Here is a 19,569-nt window from a genome sequence, read left to right as displayed (position 1 = left end):
GGGGGATTTTTTTATTTAAAGCTTCATGCCCATCCGGCTTTTATAGCGTTTAATGAGAATTTGGCAATCAACGCTGACAACACCGACGACCGCATAAAGCTTCTCATTGAGAAAACGTTCCATCTCTTGATTATCAGTAAAGATTCCGTGCATATGGAGTTTACTCGGACCGGTCATATGATATAAACTCGTTACAGCCGGTTCACTTTCTAATTGCTGTGCGACCGATTCCAGATATTTTGGCTCAACCTCAACGTTAAAGAATGCCGAGACATGGATGCCGACCTTAGCTGGATTTATGACCGCAGTAAACCTCTCGATCACCCCGTTTTCAACAAGATGATTAATTCTCATCTGTACCGCAACTCTGGAAAGCTCCACTTTCTTCGCTAAGTCGGTATATGAAATTCGTGCATCTTCATGTAAAACCGATATGATTTTCTTATCGATTTCATCAACTTTCAAGCTGGGAATCTTAAAGTCCTCTGCCATCCTACGTAACTCCTTTTCGATTTCTTTATTCCATTATCGCAGAGAACACCACCGGATCACAACAATCTTCCTTTCACTTCTAATAAAGGCAGAAATTTTTGGGAAGCCCTAATGTCCCCTCTCCTACTTCCATTTGAATGTCCATCATATATGTAGCTTTCCAAAATAAAGATGCAGTATTTTATCCAGCTGAGTGCAGCCGCCAAAAAGATGGAATTCGATAGACTCAGGGCCGGACAAATGACGGCACCTCCTTGAGTTCCAGACTGAAGTCCCCCTCCTACTTCGAAAATTGGAAGGCGGGGGTTTTACAGCCCGTTTAATGCAGGATAATAGTTTATGAATTTCCAATGGACACTTCCTCAATCCTTTGTTTGTAAGGTTTTTGCGATATTTTTGTATTCCTCATCATTGAGAATGCCCATTTTTTTGAATAATGCGGAATAAGCCATTATTTTTTTCTGCGTACGGTTTGTACAATTCATATGGATCAGCTCCTTTTTTATATAGTATTCATTTACGACAAAATGTTTCCTTAATACAAAACATTTTGAATAGACTAAATAAAAAAACTGTCCATTTTTCCGGCAGTTTCAATTTATTATAGGTTTAAATAAAATAAAAGCAGTCTACATAAATTCAAGAATCATCATCTATTTTTTAAATAACAACTTCCAATAGAGTTAAAAAAACTGATTCCCGCATTACCATATACAAGACTGAAAAAATGCAGTTTGGGTCCATTAAAGTTATTGTCCTTCTTGCAACAAGTCTTCATTCGGATTATCGTTGTTTAAGAGATGCGAAGAAATTGAAAATACTGCATACTTTCTTCATACTTTTTCGCTAAACTGACTTTATTCCATAAGAAGGTGAATGCTCATGAAAATCTCCTTTAAGCTCGGACTATCTATATTTGTTTGCATTTTTTTGATGGAAACCGTTTCGATGATTTACTTGCATAATAAAGTGATCCATTCCCGTATCAATCAAGAATTGGAATCACTGAAGGCCCGTGGCAATAGTCATCGTGATGTGTTGGAAATCACGTATTCCGACTCTACTCTTAAGCATATCGGCCTGATGGAGTACCATACCGATACAGATGTCGTAATTACGAACACAAGGGGCGATATTCTGATATCTTCCGAAAAGGTAAATGGGGGAATGAAAAAACTCTTGGCAAAAAACATCCCGCAAGTTCCCCGAAAAGGTATGGTCATCCAATCAAGTTGGAAGGATGAAAGATATATAGCGACCATTACGCCATTTATCAGTGATAAAGAAAAAAAAGGCTATGTTTATATGTTCAAAGATACTAGGGAAGTTGAGGATTTAATTGCACAATTGAATAAGCATTTCCTTTTTGCGACTGCATTGCTCCTTTTCTTCATGCTTATCACCATTTATTTTCTATCAAAAGCTTTGACTAGACCGCTTATTTCAATGAAGGAAGCGACAACCAAACTCAGCAAAGGGAATTTTTCAGTGGCAGTGCCAGTACGATCTCATGATGAACTCGGGGAGCTTGCCCAATCCATTCAAAGCTTGGCTAATGAATTGAACTATTTAAAGAAGGAACGCAATGAATTTTTGGCAAGTATCTCTCATGAACTGCGCACGCCGCTAACTTATATCAAGGGATACGCTGATATTGCCCGCCGGAAAGACTTGAATGCTGCCGAACGAACACGATACTTAGAGATCATCCATGATGAATCCGAACGATTAAACAGATTATTGGACGAACTATTCAATATGGCTAGAATGGATGTGAATACATTCACCATATCAAAAGAAACCGTCCAGCTCTCTTCATTCCTGCAAAACATTCATGAAAAAGTGCTGCCGGCTTTTACAAATGAAAGAATTCAATTGAATCTGGAATGTAAGGATGATTTATTTATAGATATAGATCCCTCACGGTTTGAGCAAGTCATTCTTAACCTGCTCGATAATGCGCTGAAGTACTCGAACGAATATACTGTCACCACCATCAAAGCAACTGAATGCCTTGGCAGGATTTCCGTCTCCATAATCGATCAAGGTGTTGGCATTCCCCCTGAAGATATCCCCCATATCTTTGACCGTTTATATCGTGTCGAGAAATCACGCGCCAGAGATACCGGTGGATTCGGATTGGGGCTCTCCATCGTCAAGCAATTAGTGGAGATACAAGGAGGGACCATTTCGGTTAAAAGCAACTTGGAGCAAGGAACGTGCTTCACTATCACATTTAAGGAGATTACAAATGAAGACAATAGTTCTGGTTGATGATGAACAGAGAATGCTTGATCTATTAGAGCTATACATTAAACCTCACGGATATACATGCATGAAGATGAAATCTGGACATGAAGCCTTACAGTTCTTATCGCATAAACATGCGGACATAGTACTTCTTGATGTAATGATGCCTAATTTGGATGGGTGGGAAACATGTGAAAGGATCCGTGCGTTTACCAACATTCCCATAATCATGCTCACCGCCCGGGATGCTGCACAAGAAATGGTGAAAGGGTTGAAAAAGGGCGCAGACGATTATATTACGAAACCATTTAATGAAGAAGTTTTACTTGCCAGAATCGAAGCAGTGACGCGGCGAGTGCATAATCAGGATGATACTGTGATTTTTAGAGGGCTAAAATTAAATGAATCCGCTTATGAAGCACATTATGATACAAAAACAATCCCATTGACACCAAAAGAGTTCTCACTGTTATGCTTGTTTTTAAAATCAACAGATCAAGTGTATTCCAGAGACCACCTGCTTTCGACCATTTGGGGATTTAAAACGGATACGGAAGATCGGACAATCGATTCCCATATTCGAAATATTAGAGAGAAATTGCGTCATGTCGGTTTTCCTGTAGATCAACACTTGAAAACGGTCTGGGGCATCGGGTATAAATGGAGTTCTGTGGATTGATATGAATTTCATTTCTGAGGCATTACTATCCAGCGGCCCTTTTTCCATTGCTGTAAGTTTAGTATTCAATATATTGATTAGCGTGCTTGGTTTTGTTCCAAGCGTATTCATCACGGCCGCCAATATCACCGTATTTGGATTTGAAAAGGGATTGATCCTTTCTTACATGGGGGAAATTGCAGGTGCAGTGGTCAGCTTTTGGTTATATCGAAAGGGCTTTCAAACATTCCAACCCAAGTTCATGAAGAACCGGTGGGTCATGAAGCTGCAAAAGTCACAAGGGTTTCATGTATTTTGGATGATCCTGATGCTTAGGCTCCTTCCTTTTATACCATCTGGCGTGATTAACCTTACAGCAGCATTAAGCAAGACGCGAATGATGATTTTCTTCCTCGCCACATCCATCGGAAAACTGCCTGCCCTCCTTGTCGAGGCGTATTCGGTGACACAAGTATTGAAGGCCTCGGATGATGTAAGGATTGTTTTGGTACTGTTGATTCTGGTAATCGCAGTCTTTTATTACTTTAATAGAAATAAGTTATAATCCGAAATCTAACAAGTTGTTCTTAGGCAAATAACTATTCGTATATAAAACTGAAACGAAAACAAGGCTGCACCAGATTTTCCGTTTCTGGCTACCTTGTTTTCTTATTGGAAGATGGTAGTTTTCAAAAGTCTCTGTTTGCAATAGTATCTTAACACTACTATATGTGTTATCCGGTATGTGTGAGTAGGTGATATTAGCAAGCAAACATCCTATCATGTTTGCTTCTTAAATTATAGAAGATAAAATGTATTTCCTTCAGGACCGAGCGGCAGATGTCCATCTTCAAGCAATTCTACAATAAAGGAAAATGGGTTTTCTTCACCAGCAAGTTCAGCTGTACAAGCAAGAACACTTATATACATGGCATGTCCAACGAGGAACTTTATTGCTTTTTCATCCCTAAATGCGTTGAATGCATGTTTATATGCTCCATGAAAAACGGCCTCCGGCACTTTGTCCACGATATCTGCAAGCAGTTTTTCATTTCCAGCGGCATCGATCTTTTCCTTAAGTTGATCTGGTAATTCCTTTAGAACTTCCCAAAGTGTACTTCTTTCAAACGAAAGACAGCTGATTGCCTCTGAAACCTGAGTTGCCGAAAGCCACTTTATTTTATATTCACTGACGCCAATTGCGTTCATAAACTGATCTACTTTTCTCTCTGCTTCATTACACTTCACCCCGACTTGTGAATACCAGTCTATGGAAGTAAGTCGCACAATCATTTCATTGGCAGGCCGTGCGTCCGTACCGTACTTTTCTTCATTGATTATTCCGACTAAAGCCATATTAGTCCACTCCTTTCATACCTTCCGTTTTATCAGGCTGACTGGGATTTCCCTGTCGACCAATGTCTGTTAATATTTTGTTGTCAGTTCTGGAGGACCAAATTTCGGTCCATATGGGCCTTCATCGAGCCAGCGTCCCAGTCTTGGAACTATGGATACGAGGGATGCTGCAAGTTCACGCTTTAGGTTCATTTCAGGGGCATCTCCTTGAAGGTGATGTAATGCAGTGGTTGATCCGTCACGGTTCCACTTTGCGGCAATACGTCTTTCGGTGGCAGCTGCATCAATTGCTTCTTTTCGCTCCGTTTCAGAGTTAGATTGAAGCGCTTTCTTAATCCCCCGTACAGAAATAATTGCATCCGGAACTCCGGAGTTCAATCCACGGGCACCAAAAGGTGCAAATAAATGGGCTGCTTCACCGGCGAGAAGAACTCGCCTTTTTTCATCTGTAAAAGAATTGGCAACGACCTGATGGAAACGGTATGTTGATACCCATGTAATACGCTCAGCATATTTAGCATCCATCACTTTTGGAAGCCACTTTTTGACACCCTCAATATTTGTATAGTCATCCGGATTGTCACCTTCTAAAAGCTGAAGGTCCACCCGCCAGCCACCTTTAAACGGAACAAACATCACATTCCTTCCTCCCATTGCTGGATGTTGATAATGAAATGTACGCTCAAGCGGCAGGGGATTTTCCTCATCCTCTTTTACATCAACTACAAGGAATGTATCTGCCGTTCGCGGTCCTTCAAATTTTAAACCAGCCTGTTCTCTTACAACTGAATGTGATCCGTCACTGCCAATAATGTATTGTGCTTCCCACACTTCACCGGATTTTGTAGTCAATCTCACCCCAGCACCGGTTATATCCAATTTTTTCACTGGTGAATCCCAAACGAACTCAACACCAGCGTCAAGACAGGCATCATAAATGTGATTTTCGATATCATCTTGGTGCAATGCCGTGAAATGGGGTAATTTTTTTTGATCGGTATTATCCGTAAATCCATAATTACGGACATATACTTCTTTTCCTTTATAAAGTGTTCGCTTAACAGGCCAAATGATCCCATTGCGCCCCAGTGTGAACCCCAGTCCTTTCGAAATTTCTTCCAAAAGTTTTAGAGTTGCACTATGCATATAGATCGCCCGGCTACCCGGACGAGGACGTCCGTGCGGATCCGCTTCTATAACTACAGAAGAAATTCCTTTTTGCTTCAATGCAAGACCTGCAACTAAACCAACCGGGCCAGCGCCAACAACTATTACATCGCATTTATTTATTTTTTCCATAGATGAGATTCTCCTTATTTAATATTTTATAATTATTTGTAGTTAGATTTATAAGGCAAAATAGACATTTTCAGTTTTACAATTCCTTAAACTTCACCGGCCAGTTTAACATCTACGGTGAATTCACCAATTTTGTCAATTTTAATGCGGACACAATCCCCCTCTTCAATCGGACCAACTCCTTCAGGGGTACCCGTTGCCACAATATCTCCAGGAAGGAGCGTCATATTATCGCATGCCACTTCAAAACATTTGTAACAATCGTAAATGAGATGTTTTGTACTTCCATCCTGACGCACTTCATCGTTCACCCATAATGTCATGGCCAAGTCATTTGGATCTTCGATTTCATCGGAAGTCACAATCCATGGTCCGATCGGAGTAAATGAATCAAACGACTTTCGCCAGGTCCGCTCTTCATTGCCCCGAATGGAAATATCCAATAAGGCAAAGTAACCAAAGATATAATCTTTTGCCTCTTCCTCCTTTATATTTTTCGCCTTTTTACCGACCACATATCCAAGCTCAGCCTCATGGTCCGTACGACGATCCTTATAAGGAAGTAAAATGGGATCGGAGGGACCAGATAAGGACTCAGGTGATTTCAGAAACAAGGCAATTTCTTCGATTGTCCTAGGTGCGTTGTTGAATATTTCATTCATTTCTTCTTGATGTTTTCGATAGTTCACAGGTGCAGCCCAAATTTTCCGTGTACTTGGTACAGGGGACTTCAATGTCACCTCATTCAATGAATAAGAAGTTCCTGTTTCCGCTTCCCGATTCATTTCCTCTTTTAGTTCATTAAAATTTTCAACGAGCTTGAGGAAAGAAGAATTCGGGTCAGCTTTATCCCATCCTGCTACTTTTGATACATCTGTTACACGGTCTCCCATTACCACTCCAAGTAAATCGTCATTAAAAATAGCAATCTTCACAATGCCTCCCCCTTCTCTTCTCAAACGGTTCCGTCAGGTATAAAGACTTTTTCCACTACCTGGTGTCCATCATTTTCTTGGTATCCCTCGCTGAATTCAAGCTCTAATTTTTCCATGACGGGTTTGTCATTGAAGGAGAATAGGAACACATCTTCTGATCCCGTGTTCTCATGCTCATGATTGCTCCATGGTGGTAGAATAAAGAAATCCCCTTTTTCCCATTCAAACTTCTGACCATCAATGACCGTATAGCCTGTACCTTCAAGAACATGAAAAATTGCGCTGTGAACATGTCGGTGCGCTTTCGTTTGCTGACCTGGTTTCAACTTTTGCATCATTGTGCCAATGCGGGAATCAGCAGAGCCACCTGTGGTTGGATTAATATATTCAATCGCGTATCCGTCAAACGGGTCAAAATCTGCTTCTGTCATCTGATTAAGCAAATATTTAACACGATCGAATTTGTAACCGAAAATTGGTGATGGATAATCAGGATTTGATTTTTCATTTAGCTTTTTAAACGCTCCCATTGAAAATTGCTGATTAGCATAGTTTTCTGGTGCTTCCATCGGGTAAGACTCTTCCTCATACGGCTCAAAAAACGATGCAGCCATCGTGCGGACGAGACCTACATCTAGCCCATCCATCCAAAACATCGGCTCTGTTCCTTCATGCTTGTGCTCATGCCAAGTCCAGGCCGGCGTCAAAATCATGTCTCCACGTTCCATATACGTTTTCTCTCCATTAACCGCCGTGTATGCCCCGTCCCCTTCAATAACAAAACGGATCGCAGATTGTGAGTGATGATGGGAGGGGGCGCTCTCACCAGGTAACAGTAGCTGAATGCCAGCATATAAAGTATGTGTCCCATAGCCAACAAGACCTCGCTTCAGCAGGCTCGGATTTTGAAGATACACTACACGGCGTTCTGCGTCTTTCCCCGGCTCCAGCAATTCCCCTGCAGTCAGCACATATTCACGAATGGATTTCCACTTCCATAAATACGGCTCTACATCATGTACCGGCTCTTTGGTTACCATATGGCCAAGGTCGTACCATAGAGGGCCAAGATTTCTTTTCTTCATTCCTTCATAATACTGATCTAGCTTTTCCTGTGTATAAACTTCACTTTTAGCCACTCAATTCACTCCTTTTAAAATAAATTCATGATTTGAAAGCGATTCCATAATTAAATCTAATAATTGAACTTTATTTACCATTCCCAATTATCTCGGTAGCTGATCAAGTATCTGCACTAATAACTAAGAAACATATTTTTCAGCTTCAATAATTACATCCGCAATTTTACGCTTCACTTCCACAATATTTTCCGGGCAACTCATGATAAGACGTCCAGCAATCCGCGAAAATGCTTCATCATCACCGAGATGATTTAGAATATTTAAGGCTCTGATGGCGACCATTTGGGATGTTTCATGTATAAATACTTTCGTATAAGCAATTTTTTGGCTGTTTTCATCTTTCCCTGTTATCTGTACTGCTTTTTCCGTTCGTAAAATGGAGCTTTCCGCCGAATAAATTCCGATGACTAGGTCCGCGATAAATGCAGCTGTTTCCTGTTCTTGATTTAGATTTATCAGGTCGTTCTTCCGAACAGACTCTATTGTAGAATGATAAAGCTTTTTCATCAGCTGAAGTGTCTGCTTTTCACGTAGCAGCGTACCTTCGTCAACATTTCCTTTCTTACTAGGCAATTCATAGGTTTTCAGTAATGTTGAAGCAATCAGGGTTCTATTAATTTCATTCGTACCTTCAAAAATCCGATTAACCCTGGAATCACGATATAGTGACTCTATTTCATATTCTTCCATATATCCATATCCACCGTGGATCTGCAAGGCTTCATCTACGATAAAGTCAAGAACTTCCGTGGACATAACTTTGTTGATCGAACATGCTAAAGCATAACGGGAAATCGTTTCACAAAAGTCATCGGAGCCCGTTTGTTTCATATTTGCAAACCCTTCCTGCATCGCGCCTGCAGTTCTATACACGGAACTTTCATTAGCGTATGTTTTTATAGCCATATCAGCCAGTTTATTTTTGATTAAGTTGAAGCTGGAAATAGGCTCGCCAAATTGCTTCCTTTCATTGGCGTAGCTAACGGCTAGCTCAATCGATCTCTTTGCAGTTCCCAATGAAGTGGCTGAAAGCTTATGGCGGCCGATATTCAATACGTTAAACGCAATAATATGCCCACGCCCTACTTCACCAATAACATTTTCAGAAGGTACTCTTACATTATCCAAAATAAGAGAACATGTGGAAGACCCCCGTAACCCCATTTTCTTTTCTTCAGGACTAATGGAGACTCCTTCGTAATCTTTTTCAATAATGAAAGCAGTAAACTTTTCACCGTTCACTTTTGCATATACAATAAATAGGCCAGCGATAGAAGAGTTGGTAATCCACTGTTTTTCTCCATTTAAAATGTAATATTTCCCACATTTAGAGAGTACCGCTGTTGTCTTTGCACTCATTGCATCCGTGCCGGATGAAGGTTCGGTTAATGCATATGCAGCTATAGTCTCACCAGATAACATTTTTGGGAGATACATCGCCTTTTGTTTCACAGTTCCAAAATAGGCAATTGGCAACGCCCCAATTCCGGTTTGCCCTCCAAATGTAATGGAAAACGAACGGCCAAGCGCCATTTTTTCAGATATGATGGACGCACTGACTTTGCCAAGCTCTAGCCCTCCATCTTGCTCTGGAATATCTGCGCTGATCAGCCCGAGTTCACCTGCCTCTTTGATAAGACGCACTGTTTCATCAAACTCCTGATTTTCTATCTTTCCTAATGCCGGATAAACTCTGTTCTTCACAAATTTCCCAGTCATCTCTTCCAGCATAATATGTTCATCACTAAAGTCTTCGGGTGTGAAAATTTCGTCAGGAAGGATGTCAGTATTCAAAAAATGTTTGATTTCCTTTTTTTCCGTAAGCATGTATTCACCTCTTCATAGACTGGTGGGTTTTTGGCATCATTTTTTTTCGGATATCTTCAGGAACCGGTAGCGCCTTCGGCTTACCCTCAAATGATGTCCAGGCACGTAATTCATACCCTTCAGCTACTATTTGTTCGCCTCTAATAAAAGCATGTCGCAATTTAAATACTTTGTTTTGTAATTCTTCAACTGTACTTTGCACAACCACGCTATCCTCAAAGAAAAGAGGACATTTGAAAATGCAGTTAGCTTCTAATAAAGGGACACCAATTTGCTGTTCTGCATAAAGTTTGGAGGATGGATACCCTAGGACTGACAAATATTCATGAGTGGCTTCATCCATCCATTTATAAAAGTTGGGATAAAACACTATTCCTGCTGCGTCCGTGTCACCCCATCTTACCTGGAACGAATATTCTGCTATCATGTTAGATATGCTCCTTTCAATTTCAGACTGGACGACTGACCTTCGCATCCATCTGATCAAGAAGTCTCGATTTTTGGATTTTTCCGCTAGCCGTCATTGGAAAATCCTCAATGAACATGAGTTTTTCCGGGACTTTATAATTTGCTATTTGTTTCTTTACAAAGGCTTTAATTTCACCTTCTGAAATTTCTGTTCCTTTTTTTAGCTGAATGAACGCGCACACCACTTCACCAAGCACTTCATCTGGAATGCCCACGACTGCAGCAACCATTATGTTTGGATGTTTGGTCAGCACACTTTCAATTTCCTGAGGATATATGTTATAGCCCCCACGGATTATCATTTCTTTTTTTCTGCCTACAAAATGCAGATATCCTTCTTCATCCTGCACACCTAGATCACCGGTATAGAACCAGCCTTCCCGATCTAGAACATCGTCCGTATGTTCTTGCATTTTGTAATAGCCTTTCATTATCCCAAAGCTTTTGAGGGCTATCTCTCCTGTTTCCCCTAATGGGATTTCAAGCCGGTTTTCATCAACAATTTTCAACTCAACCCCAGGAATCGGTTTTCCTAGTGTCTTCGTTATTTTCTGTTCATCATCATAATAAGGAGTCAATGTAACCGTAACCGTTTCCGTTATCCCAAATGATTGACAAAGTTTTATGCCCATGCGATCTCGTATTTCCTTGACTTTACTTGGTGGAATTGGAGCAGATCCCACCATGCCTGTACGCAATGTCGACAAGTCGTAACTATCAAAATCATCCAGTTCCATTTCTTTAATGAACATTGTCGGTACACCCATCTTTATCGTAACTTTTTCTTGTTCAATCAGTTTAAGAGTTTCACGGGGATGATATTTTTCCTGTAACACCATTCGTGCCCCGGCGGATACGCCGCAAAACAAGTTGCATGCCATGCCAAAGATATGAAACAGCGGCGCTGATACAACAAAAACGTCCTCTTCAGTACATCTAAGTTCCCCTGCCAATGTATTCGCGGATTGTACCACACCTCTATGCGTGATCATAACGCCTTTTGGCACGCCGGTTGTCCCGGACGTATATAAAATACAAAATAGATCGTTATTTACATCAATTTCTGCTTCCATGACATCACCATAGGTTTGGTCCTCATATGGATGGAGGCCATCCCGTGTAAACCGTACAGAGATCAATGACGGCACAATCGACTGCGCTTCTTTTAACCCAAAGTTTTGATCAAATTCTTCCGTCACTATCAACGCTTTCGGCTCGGAATTCTTTAAGATGTATTCGACTTCATGTGTTCGATATTTATGGTTAAAGGGGACGATCACCGCCCCAATTTTGGCTGCAGCAAAAAATATAACCGCTGTTTCATACCAGTTGGGCAATGACACAGCAATCCGGTCCATTTTTTTTATGCCCAGATTGTAGAGTGTCCCGGCAAACCGTTCCACATCCTTTTTCATTTCATGGTAGGAGACCCGTCTCTTCAAATCATATATCGCTTCTTTATCCCCATTAGCTGAAACAGCACGCTCCAATAAGCCGTAAACTGTCAAAAGATTCTGATCCTTTTCCATATACTCACTCGCTCCCGTATGGTTCTAAAAATCTCGCCATTTTTCCTGCCACTAAATGTGATTTTTCTAACCAGAAACTTGTTTTCCCTTTTAACTGAACCATTTAGCCTACATTAACTTCTATTTTCAGCATGAACGCCTCGTTATGGAATCCGCATTTTCATCAGTTATTTCGTCATTTGTACACAAAATCCTTTCAATCCCTGGAAAAGGACTGCCTTAAACTTTGATTATACGGTTCTATAAATCACAACTTTATAACGCTTCCCAAATTGCCGCAATTCCCTGACCTCCGCCAATGCAAACAGCTGTTGCCCCATATTTTTTATTGCGTCTTCTCAATTCATAAATGAGTGCGGTTACGATTCTTGTTCCGCTCGCTGCTAGCGGATGCCCCATTGCAACTGCCCCACCGTTTACATTTCCTATTTCAAGGTCAAAGCCTAATTCTTTTTGACAAGCAAGGTACTGAGCTGAGAATGCTTCATTGATTTCAATCAGATCTAAGTCTGCGATTGTTAAGCTAGCTTTTTTTAATGCACTTTGAATGGCCGGAACAGGTCCAATCCCCATGTACTTTGGCTCTACTCCGACTACGTCCCAGGAAACAAGTCGAGCAATCGGCTTCAGTCCTTTTACTTCCGCATAGTCACTTGAGGCGACAATGACTGCCGCCGCTCCGTCAACCATGCCACTCGCATTACCTGGTGTAACTACTCCGTTTTCAACAAATCTCGCCTTCAGTTTCCCAAGCTGTTCCATGCTAGTTTCCCGAATGTGTTCATCGTCTTCTATGACTTTATCGCCTTTTCTGCCTTTCACTTTAACAGGTACAATTTCTTCATTTAAATAGCCTTTTTCTCTTGCAGCAAGGGCACGTTCATGGCTTGCGAGAGCGTGCTGGTCGACTTCTTCCCTGGACAGACTATATTTGGCAGCCAAATTTTCAGCGGTTTCACCCATTGTACATTCTCCATAAGTATCGTATAGCCCGTCCCATACCCAGTCTTCTACAACAGGCGCCCCTAGTTGACTTCCCCATCTCATTCCGCGAATTACATGCGGTACCTGACTCATGCTTTCAGTTCCACCTGCTAATATGACATTCGCTTCTCCTGTTAAAATGTAACGCGCCGCTATTAAAATAGATTCAACACCCGTTCCACACAGTCTATTAATGGTCAATGCAGGGACGTGAATCGGGGTACCAGCTTTTAACCCAACATGTCTTGCCAGCAAATGGGCATCTTTGCTTGATTGCTGCACATTCCCGAATACAACTTGATCGATATCTTCACCAGAAATTTTGGCTCGCCGTATGGCTTCTTTTGCGGCAAAGACGCCTAAGTCCGTTGCTGTGATATCACGGAATGATCCGGAAATTTCAGCAAATGGCGTCCTTGCTCCTTCTAACAATAAGATTTCCTTCACTTCATTCACCTCATTTTAATTTTTTATTTTTTAAACCTGATAATCAATACTCGTAGTTTTGGGCGTATCATTTTGCCTCATGTTCCTAGCTACCACCATTAAATGTCCTGGAATCTACAGTTGAAAACCTCTTTAATTGCCTTCATATCTACGTTTATGGGTTTTACTTATCTAGTGTTGCTTCATTGTTTATCTTCCTGAATAAATTGGTTCTCTTTTTTCAACGAAAGCCTTAAGCCCTTCTTTCCGATCTTCCGTTGAAAATGCATTGCCAAAGCAAACGCTTTCGATAATCAAACCCGATTCAAGGTCAGTATTGCCTCCTGCATTGACTGCAGTCTTCACCATTTGAAGAGCAACTGGTGGTTTTTTTGCCAAGTTCCCGGCCCATTCCTTCGCTGTCTCCAGCACCTCACCAGCTGCGACCAATTTATTGACGATATGCAAATCCAATGCCCGTTGCGCATCGATCATATCGCCGAAATAAAGCAGTTCTTTGGCAACACCCTGTCCGACGATCTTCTGTAGCCGCTGAGTACCGCCTCCCCCTGGAATGATACCGAGGCCAACTTCCGGGAAAGCAAACTTCGCACGATCGGAACTTATACGCAGGTCACAGGCAAGCGCGAGCTCGAGACCCCCACCCAGCGCCATTCCATTCAACGCGGCAATGACCGGCTTTGTCACATTCTCAATTTTCGTAAATACCGTTCTGGATGTCTTGTTCATCATATTGATTCCGACAAGATCAAGACTTGCCATTTCATTGATGTCAGCTCCTGCAACGAATGCTTTCTCTCCGCTGCCAGTAAGGACAATCGCTCGAACATCTTCATTGGCTTCAAGCTCATCAAATACGATTGAAAGCTCTTGGAATACCTTTGTATTCAATGGATTGACGGGCGGCCGGTTAATGGTTACAACCGCGATTTTATCTTCGATTTCACACAATAAAAATTTATACATTCAATTCAACCCCATTCTTATTATTCATAGTCGTAAAACCCAGCGCCTGTCTTCTTACCGTGTCTCCCCGCCCTGACTAGCTGTTTCAGAAGAAGAGGGGGAGCAAAATGATCATCGTTGAATTCCTCTTTGAAATACTCCATCACATGGTACCCAATATCCACACCCGCAAAGTCCTGCAGTGTGAATGGACCCATAGGATAGTTCAGGCCTAGCGTAACGGCCTTATCGATATCTTCAGCAGAAGCCACGCCTTCTTCAAGCAGCTTGATCGCCTCGATAAACTGTGGAATCATGATCCGATTGACAATGAATCCCGGCGTATCTTTTTTCACCTCCACCGGCTCTTTGGTCAGCTGTTTAGAGAGCGCTTTCAATTCCTCTACAGTTTCATCGCTTGTCTGATATCCACGAACCACCTCTACAAGTTTCATTAATTGTGCCGGATTAAAAAAATGCATACCAGCCACCCGTTCCGGGTGTTGTGTCGCTGCTGCAATTTCTGTAATCGACATCGATGATGTATTAGTTGCCAGAATCACGCCTTCACGAACGATTTGGTCGAGTGCAGAGAACACTTCCTTTTTTAGATTAAGGTCTTCCAGAACGGCTTCAATCACCACGTCCGCGTCTTTCATTTCTTCGAGGAGCGTCGTGGTTTGGATGCGTCCAAGCGTTTCCTGTTTTTGGTTTTCGGTCATTTTTCCCCTTGCAACACTTTTATCCATAAACTTTCCAATACGTTTTATTGCATTTTCTAAATAGCTGTCTTCAATGTCACACAAGATAACGGTAAACCCATTCATTGCCGCTAGATTAGCTATGCCTGAACCCATTGAACCTGCACCAACTACCCCAATTGTTTGAATTGCCATCTCTCCATCTCCCGACTATATAAAATTATCAATATTCTGTAAATTAATTATAACCTTGGTAATCTTAGGTTTGTACCTACAAAATGAGGGAAAAAACTATAATTACTTCGGCTATTTTGTAGGATAAAAAAACAGCCTATAAAGGCTGTTTTAGATAAGTCCACCATTCATATCATAAAGCTTTAATGCCATCATCAGATTGAACCGGACTTCAGCGTCATTTAATTCGGCATCCAGAAGCAATTCGATCCTTTCAAGCCGGTATATGAGGGAACTCCGATGAATATAAAGTTCTTCAGCCGTACCTTTTACATTCCCGTTATTTTGAAGGAAAACATGGAGAGTATTGAACAAATCGATGTTTTTCCCTTCTGAATATTTGATAAGAGGCCCTAGTTGACTCTTCACAAATAAATCAATGGCAGTTGAATGACCCAAATGATGGAGAATGGTATAGGAACCGAGGTCTTTAAAAAGTGAATAACCAGTGTTTTCGAACCGGCTACTAACTATATTCAATGCCTGGACGGCCTGCTGATAGCTCACATAATAATCCTGGATATTCTCCGTTTCACTCCCGATCCCCATCAGTACTTTACATTCGATAGATCCCTTCGCGACCCAGCGCTGAATACTTTCAAAAAGCGTAGCCCAAAACTTTTTCGGCTTATTCCCTTCCATTTCAGTTGAAACAAGTAGAACAAACTTTTCGTCATGTGATGCAGATATAAAAGTGCGATCGAGCTCCGACAGATGAGATTTTATTGAATCCCAAACAAGCGTTTTTTTCGTCTGCTGTTCAAGAAGATTGCTTCCTTCCATTTCACTTACATCAAGCTCTATGGACAAAACAGCCAACCGATGGCGGCTGAACAGGTCCCATTGAAATAAGTTTGCATATTGGATAATGCTTTCTTCATTATCAATTTTTTCTGTCAGCAATTTGCTAATGAAGCTATCCTTTGCCTGTTCTTTTGCATCTAGGACGAGCTTTTGCTTTATAAACTGGATTGAGCAAATATTCCGAGCTAAATCTACCGTCAGACGGTCGAACTCATCCATCTCTACACCAGACCTGCGAATGGCTAGGTAGCCAAGTAAATTGCCACCGCCACTAACTGGCCAGAATGAAAAATAATAGTCTGCGCTAGTGGGATCTTGCATAGTGATAAGCTCGTTCCCTTTTTGGTTACCAAGTTCCTCCTTTGCTCTTTCAGCCAACTGATGTGTATATAGCGGACCACCTTCATGTCCATAGTCGAGAACTGATAACTCCCGCATAAACCGGTCAAATAAGATGACCGAACTTTGAAATATTCCGCCGAGCATGGTTGTGATGCCATCAAAATTGTCAACTTCAACGGTTTCTTTTACAAGCGCTTGCTGAGAATCCAAAAGAAATTGAAGCCTGTGTTTATGATCTCTTTCGCTATGATATAAACGAGCATTTTCGAGCAAAGCAGCAACGTGTTTGGACAACAGCTCCAACATTCTCAAATCATCTTCTGAGAATACACCTGTCCCTTCGTTCCCAACATGCAGGACTCCTATTGGTTTCAGATCATTGAAAAGAGGAATCGTTAGCTGATTCCCACCAGGTGTTTCCAGAAAGGGAAAGTAGTCTTTCAGCATATAATTGTCTTGGATCATGATTTTGTGTTCGTATTCCATCTTCCCGTAAGCAGGTTGTTGGAAAACAAAACAGTTTTCTTTTTCATTATATAAATAAATGCACGCAAAATCGGCATTGGTCCCTTTTCCTGCCCTAGACGTCAGTTCGGCGATATGCTGTTCAAGAGGCGCATCGAGTGAGAGGTTTTTGCTAATCCATTCAATGCCTTCTATTTTTTTCAGCTGTGTTTCCTTTTCCCTCGCCATTGCCATGGCAACTGCCATGTCCTTTCCAAATTCCTCAAAGTGGACTTCCATATCCAAAAGCGGGACGAAGCTTAAGAAACCAACTATGCAGAAGCCAAAATGGTGAATGTCGTCTTTGAGGGGGACAGTAAACCATGTTTTAATGTTGGCCTTCTTCAATACTTTTGCCATATGGCATTTTTCCGGCACTTCCGCTGTTTTATACGTCATACTTTGACGAAATAATTTGGAGGAACAGTCATCTGTAGAAAATGGAAAGGCCTCGGTTACAGAAGGTATGTTGCCGCTCCACGCTTTCGGTAAAAGCTGCCCGCCCTCTTCTAACACGACACCAACAAAATCGCAGTATAGTTCAGAACGAAAGGAATCGGTCAAGTACTGCAGTGCCTCTTCTTCGGTGTTAATCTTAATCAGATAACGTGATGTCTTTCGCAAATGGTTATCTACTTTTCTCATTAATTTCTCTCTTTTACTGCTAGACAAAACCCTTCCCTCCTTCCTAATTCTCCCTAATCCTATTGTAAATGAAGAAACACATAATGAAAGAGGGAAAACCAAAAATCATAGTACCTGATAAAATTTCATCTGCACATCAGAAGGTCTTCTTATGCCTTCTCCTACAAAAATATTTCGATTTAAAAAAGCATATTCTTCACTCCCGGTCTCAAACAAGGGAGCCGTTTTAAAATAATAAGATCCAATTGGAACCTCTTCCCCTTGGATGATACGGTCAATAATTTCTTTGGGGCCATGCCGGTAACCTTTGTTCACAACATAAATTAGCACCCCCTCCTCTGTTTGAATCGTATAATGGGCAAGCGCCTCCGTCATGCCGTCATATCGAATCATCTGGTAATCCGCGCCACCAGGTAAAACAATTCCTTTTATCCCAGGTCCGGAAAACGTTCCACCCGTTATAGGAATGATTCTTCTTATACCCGTTCCCACATCCCCTACTTCAATAGGATCGTCCACATGTATGTTTGCCGTAAAAATATGCTTCAGGTTTATGCTCATTTCCTCTTCTCCTTCCTCTCAGTCGTAAATCCCGAAGAGAGTATCTCATCGGGATTGAATATTATTTAGCGGCATTCAAACGATCTTCTGCCGATTCAGGTTTGTCCGCTTCCTTATTATAATTACCATGCTTCTCCTGAACGAACAGCATCGCGAATCCCCCAAGCACAGCGGCGCTTGCAATTGCTGCGAAGTTATACTGGGGCTGCAAGTTCATTGTAAGAAGAATACCTACGAATGTTGGAGCCACTATCCCCCCCATACGTCCAAAAGCCATGGTACTGCCTAGGGCCGTAGAACGCATTTCAGTAGGATAATACTGTGAAACAAATGCATTTGACATATTCTGTACACCAACCGATGCAGCACCTATTACTGAAATCAGGCCATATGCGATAAATGGACTGTTCGTGAAGCCAATGAGCGACAGGGCAATCGCACCACAGAAAAACAGGGGAACAAGTACTTTCTTAAAGCCCAGTTTATCCACCAATCGGCCAAATACGATGGTCCCTACAATAGCTCCGATTTGCATGACCGCAATAAAGGTGAGGCTTGATTTAAGGTCATAACCAGCCTGCATCATAAGGCGTGGAAGCCATGTATTCATCGAGTAAATCAAAATAAATGCGCTGAAGCAGGAAATCCAGAACATTACGGTGCTTATTGCACGTTTTTGTTCAAACAATTTTATAACAGGTGAACCTGGTGTTCTCTCATCAGGTTTCTTAAGTTCTATTGCCTCTTTCACGTTTATTGTAGGATCAATCTTGGCAAGAACTCTCTTGGCTTCTTCCACTCTACCAGTTTGAATTAGAAAGCTAACAGATTCCGGTATGACTTTGATTAACAATGGAAAGAACAAAAGAGGGATTCCCGCGAGCCAGAAAACGGGCTCCCAGCCAACAGTCGGCAGAAGCGACCGGCTTGTAAGTGCTGCTGCTATAGCTCCAACCGAATAACCACAAAAAACGAATGACACGAGAGCAGAACGGATGTGCTTAGGTGCAAATTCAGTGGTCAAGGCAATAACATTTGGCATGACTCCCCCTAGGCCAATACCTGCAATGACCCGAAAAATTATAAACATTGTCGGTCCATTCGCGAACCCAGATAGCAGTGTGAAAAAGCTGAAGAGGAAAATGGTCAACAAGATAATTTTCTTCCTGCCCAATTTGTCTGCAAGTAACCCGAATACGATTGCGCCGGCAGCTGTACCCATTACCGTATAACTACCAATTGCACCTGCTGTAACATCCGATATTCCCCATTCCTTAATAAGGGATGGAACGACAGCCCCGTATATGACAACATCATATCCATCAAACAAAATGACGAGAAAAAGCCAGAAAACAAGCCAAATATGGAATGAATGGATGCGGCTTCCGTCAATTACTTTCATTGGATTAATCAACTTCATTATTATTGCCCCCCTTTAAATTTAGA

General features: G+C 41.6%; 17 protein-coding genes. 3 read left to right on the top strand and 14 right to left on the bottom strand.

Annotation, left to right across the window (positions count from 1 at the left end):
- Nucleotides 1-15: 15 nt before the first annotated feature.
- Nucleotides 16-492 (bottom strand): Lrp/AsnC family transcriptional regulator, encoded by a 477-nt coding sequence (locus ACQKMF_RS21670; RefSeq protein ID WP_034315019.1) that lies wholly within the window; start codon nt 490-492, stop codon nt 16-18.
- Nucleotides 493-1,374: 882 nt separating this feature from the next.
- Here ACQKMF_RS21670 and ACQKMF_RS21665 point away from each other — a divergent pair.
- From ACQKMF_RS21665 to ACQKMF_RS21655, 3 genes are read left to right on the top strand one after another with little or no spacing between them, the layout of a single operon-like run.
- The gene (locus ACQKMF_RS21665) at nt 1,375-2,766 is read left to right on the top strand and encodes an ATP-binding protein (RefSeq protein ID WP_427574898.1); all 1,392 of its coding nucleotides are present in this window, start codon (nt 1,375-1,377) and stop codon (nt 2,764-2,766) included.
- Nucleotides 2,744-3,421 carry a response regulator transcription factor gene (locus ACQKMF_RS21660; RefSeq protein ID WP_101224307.1) on the top strand — a complete coding sequence of 226 codons (678 nt, stop codon included), beginning with the start codon at nt 2,744-2,746 and terminating at the stop codon, nt 3,419-3,421. The genes ACQKMF_RS21665 and ACQKMF_RS21660 overlap by 23 nt, the downstream gene beginning before the upstream one ends.
- Nucleotide 3,422: 1 nt before the next feature.
- A complete protein-coding gene (locus tag ACQKMF_RS21655; protein ID WP_427574896.1) occupies nt 3,423-3,965 on the top strand; it encodes a TVP38/TMEM64 family protein in 543 nt (180 codons plus the stop codon).
- A 233-nt stretch (nt 3,966-4,198) separates the two neighbouring features.
- Here the strand turns inward: ACQKMF_RS21655 and ACQKMF_RS21650 are convergent, their stop codons facing one another.
- The 13 genes from ACQKMF_RS21650 to ACQKMF_RS21590 form a co-directional block, all read right to left on the bottom strand.
- Entirely contained in the window at nt 4,199-4,756 is a 558-nt protein-coding gene (locus ACQKMF_RS21650; protein WP_230177227.1) for a hypothetical protein, read from the bottom strand.
- 69 nt (nt 4,757-4,825) lie between these two features.
- A complete protein-coding gene (locus tag ACQKMF_RS21645; protein ID WP_260356816.1) occupies nt 4,826-6,055 on the bottom strand; it encodes an FAD-dependent oxidoreductase in 1,230 nt (409 codons plus the stop codon).
- An 86-nt stretch (nt 6,056-6,141) separates the two neighbouring features.
- Nucleotides 6,142-6,990 carry a fumarylacetoacetate hydrolase family protein gene (locus ACQKMF_RS21640; RefSeq protein ID WP_340874923.1) on the bottom strand — a complete coding sequence of 283 codons (849 nt, stop codon included), beginning with the start codon at nt 6,988-6,990 and terminating at the stop codon, nt 6,142-6,144.
- Between the two features lie 20 nt (nt 6,991-7,010).
- Nucleotides 7,011-8,075, bottom strand: a complete 1,065-nt coding sequence (locus ACQKMF_RS21635; protein ID WP_427575033.1) for a cupin domain-containing protein — start codon at nt 8,073-8,075, stop codon at nt 7,011-7,013.
- Nucleotides 8,076-8,252: 177 nt separating this feature from the next.
- Nucleotides 8,253-9,959, bottom strand: coding sequence for an acyl-CoA dehydrogenase family protein (locus tag ACQKMF_RS21630; protein WP_427574893.1), 1,707 nt, complete (start codon nt 9,957-9,959; stop codon nt 8,253-8,255).
- A 4-nt stretch (nt 9,960-9,963) separates the two neighbouring features.
- Nucleotides 9,964-10,383, bottom strand: a complete 420-nt coding sequence (locus ACQKMF_RS21625) for an acyl-CoA thioesterase (protein WP_402942884.1) — start codon at nt 10,381-10,383, stop codon at nt 9,964-9,966.
- 25 nt (nt 10,384-10,408) lie between these two features.
- The gene (locus ACQKMF_RS21620) at nt 10,409-11,956 is read right to left on the bottom strand and encodes a class I adenylate-forming enzyme family protein (protein ID WP_402940957.1); all 1,548 of its coding nucleotides are present in this window, start codon (nt 11,954-11,956) and stop codon (nt 10,409-10,411) included.
- Between the two features lie 255 nt (nt 11,957-12,211).
- Entirely contained in the window at nt 12,212-13,387 is a 1,176-nt protein-coding gene (locus ACQKMF_RS21615) for an acetyl-CoA C-acetyltransferase (RefSeq protein WP_427574890.1), read from the bottom strand.
- Nucleotides 13,388-13,576: 189 nt separating this feature from the next.
- Nucleotides 13,577-14,353, bottom strand: coding sequence for an enoyl-CoA hydratase/isomerase family protein (locus tag ACQKMF_RS21610; RefSeq protein ID WP_230177216.1), 777 nt, complete (start codon nt 14,351-14,353; stop codon nt 13,577-13,579).
- 20 nt (nt 14,354-14,373) lie between these two features.
- Complete coding sequence (locus ACQKMF_RS21605; RefSeq protein ID WP_230177215.1) at nt 14,374-15,228, bottom strand: 3-hydroxyacyl-CoA dehydrogenase family protein; 855 nt, start codon at nt 15,226-15,228, stop codon at nt 14,374-14,376.
- 150 nt (nt 15,229-15,378) lie between these two features.
- Nucleotides 15,379-17,589, bottom strand: a complete 2,211-nt coding sequence (locus ACQKMF_RS21600) for a helix-turn-helix domain-containing protein (protein ID WP_427574888.1) — start codon at nt 17,587-17,589, stop codon at nt 15,379-15,381.
- Nucleotides 17,590-17,667: 78 nt separating this feature from the next.
- The gene (locus tag ACQKMF_RS21595; RefSeq protein ID WP_230177213.1) at nt 17,668-18,123 is read right to left on the bottom strand and encodes a DUF3237 domain-containing protein; all 456 of its coding nucleotides are present in this window, start codon (nt 18,121-18,123) and stop codon (nt 17,668-17,670) included.
- A 61-nt stretch (nt 18,124-18,184) separates the two neighbouring features.
- On the bottom strand, nt 18,185-19,543 hold the full coding sequence (locus tag ACQKMF_RS21590; RefSeq protein ID WP_340874911.1) for an MFS transporter: 1,359 nt from the start codon (nt 19,541-19,543) through the stop codon (nt 18,185-18,187).
- Nucleotides 19,544-19,569 lie beyond the last annotated feature (26 nt).

This window comes from Peribacillus sp. NPDC101480 (assembly GCF_050277335.1).
In the GTDB taxonomy this organism is placed as follows: domain Bacteria; phylum Bacillota; class Bacilli; order Bacillales; family DSM-1321; genus Peribacillus.
Note: the sequence above shows the minus strand (reverse complement) of the source record. Positions and strands in the feature narration are given on the sequence as shown.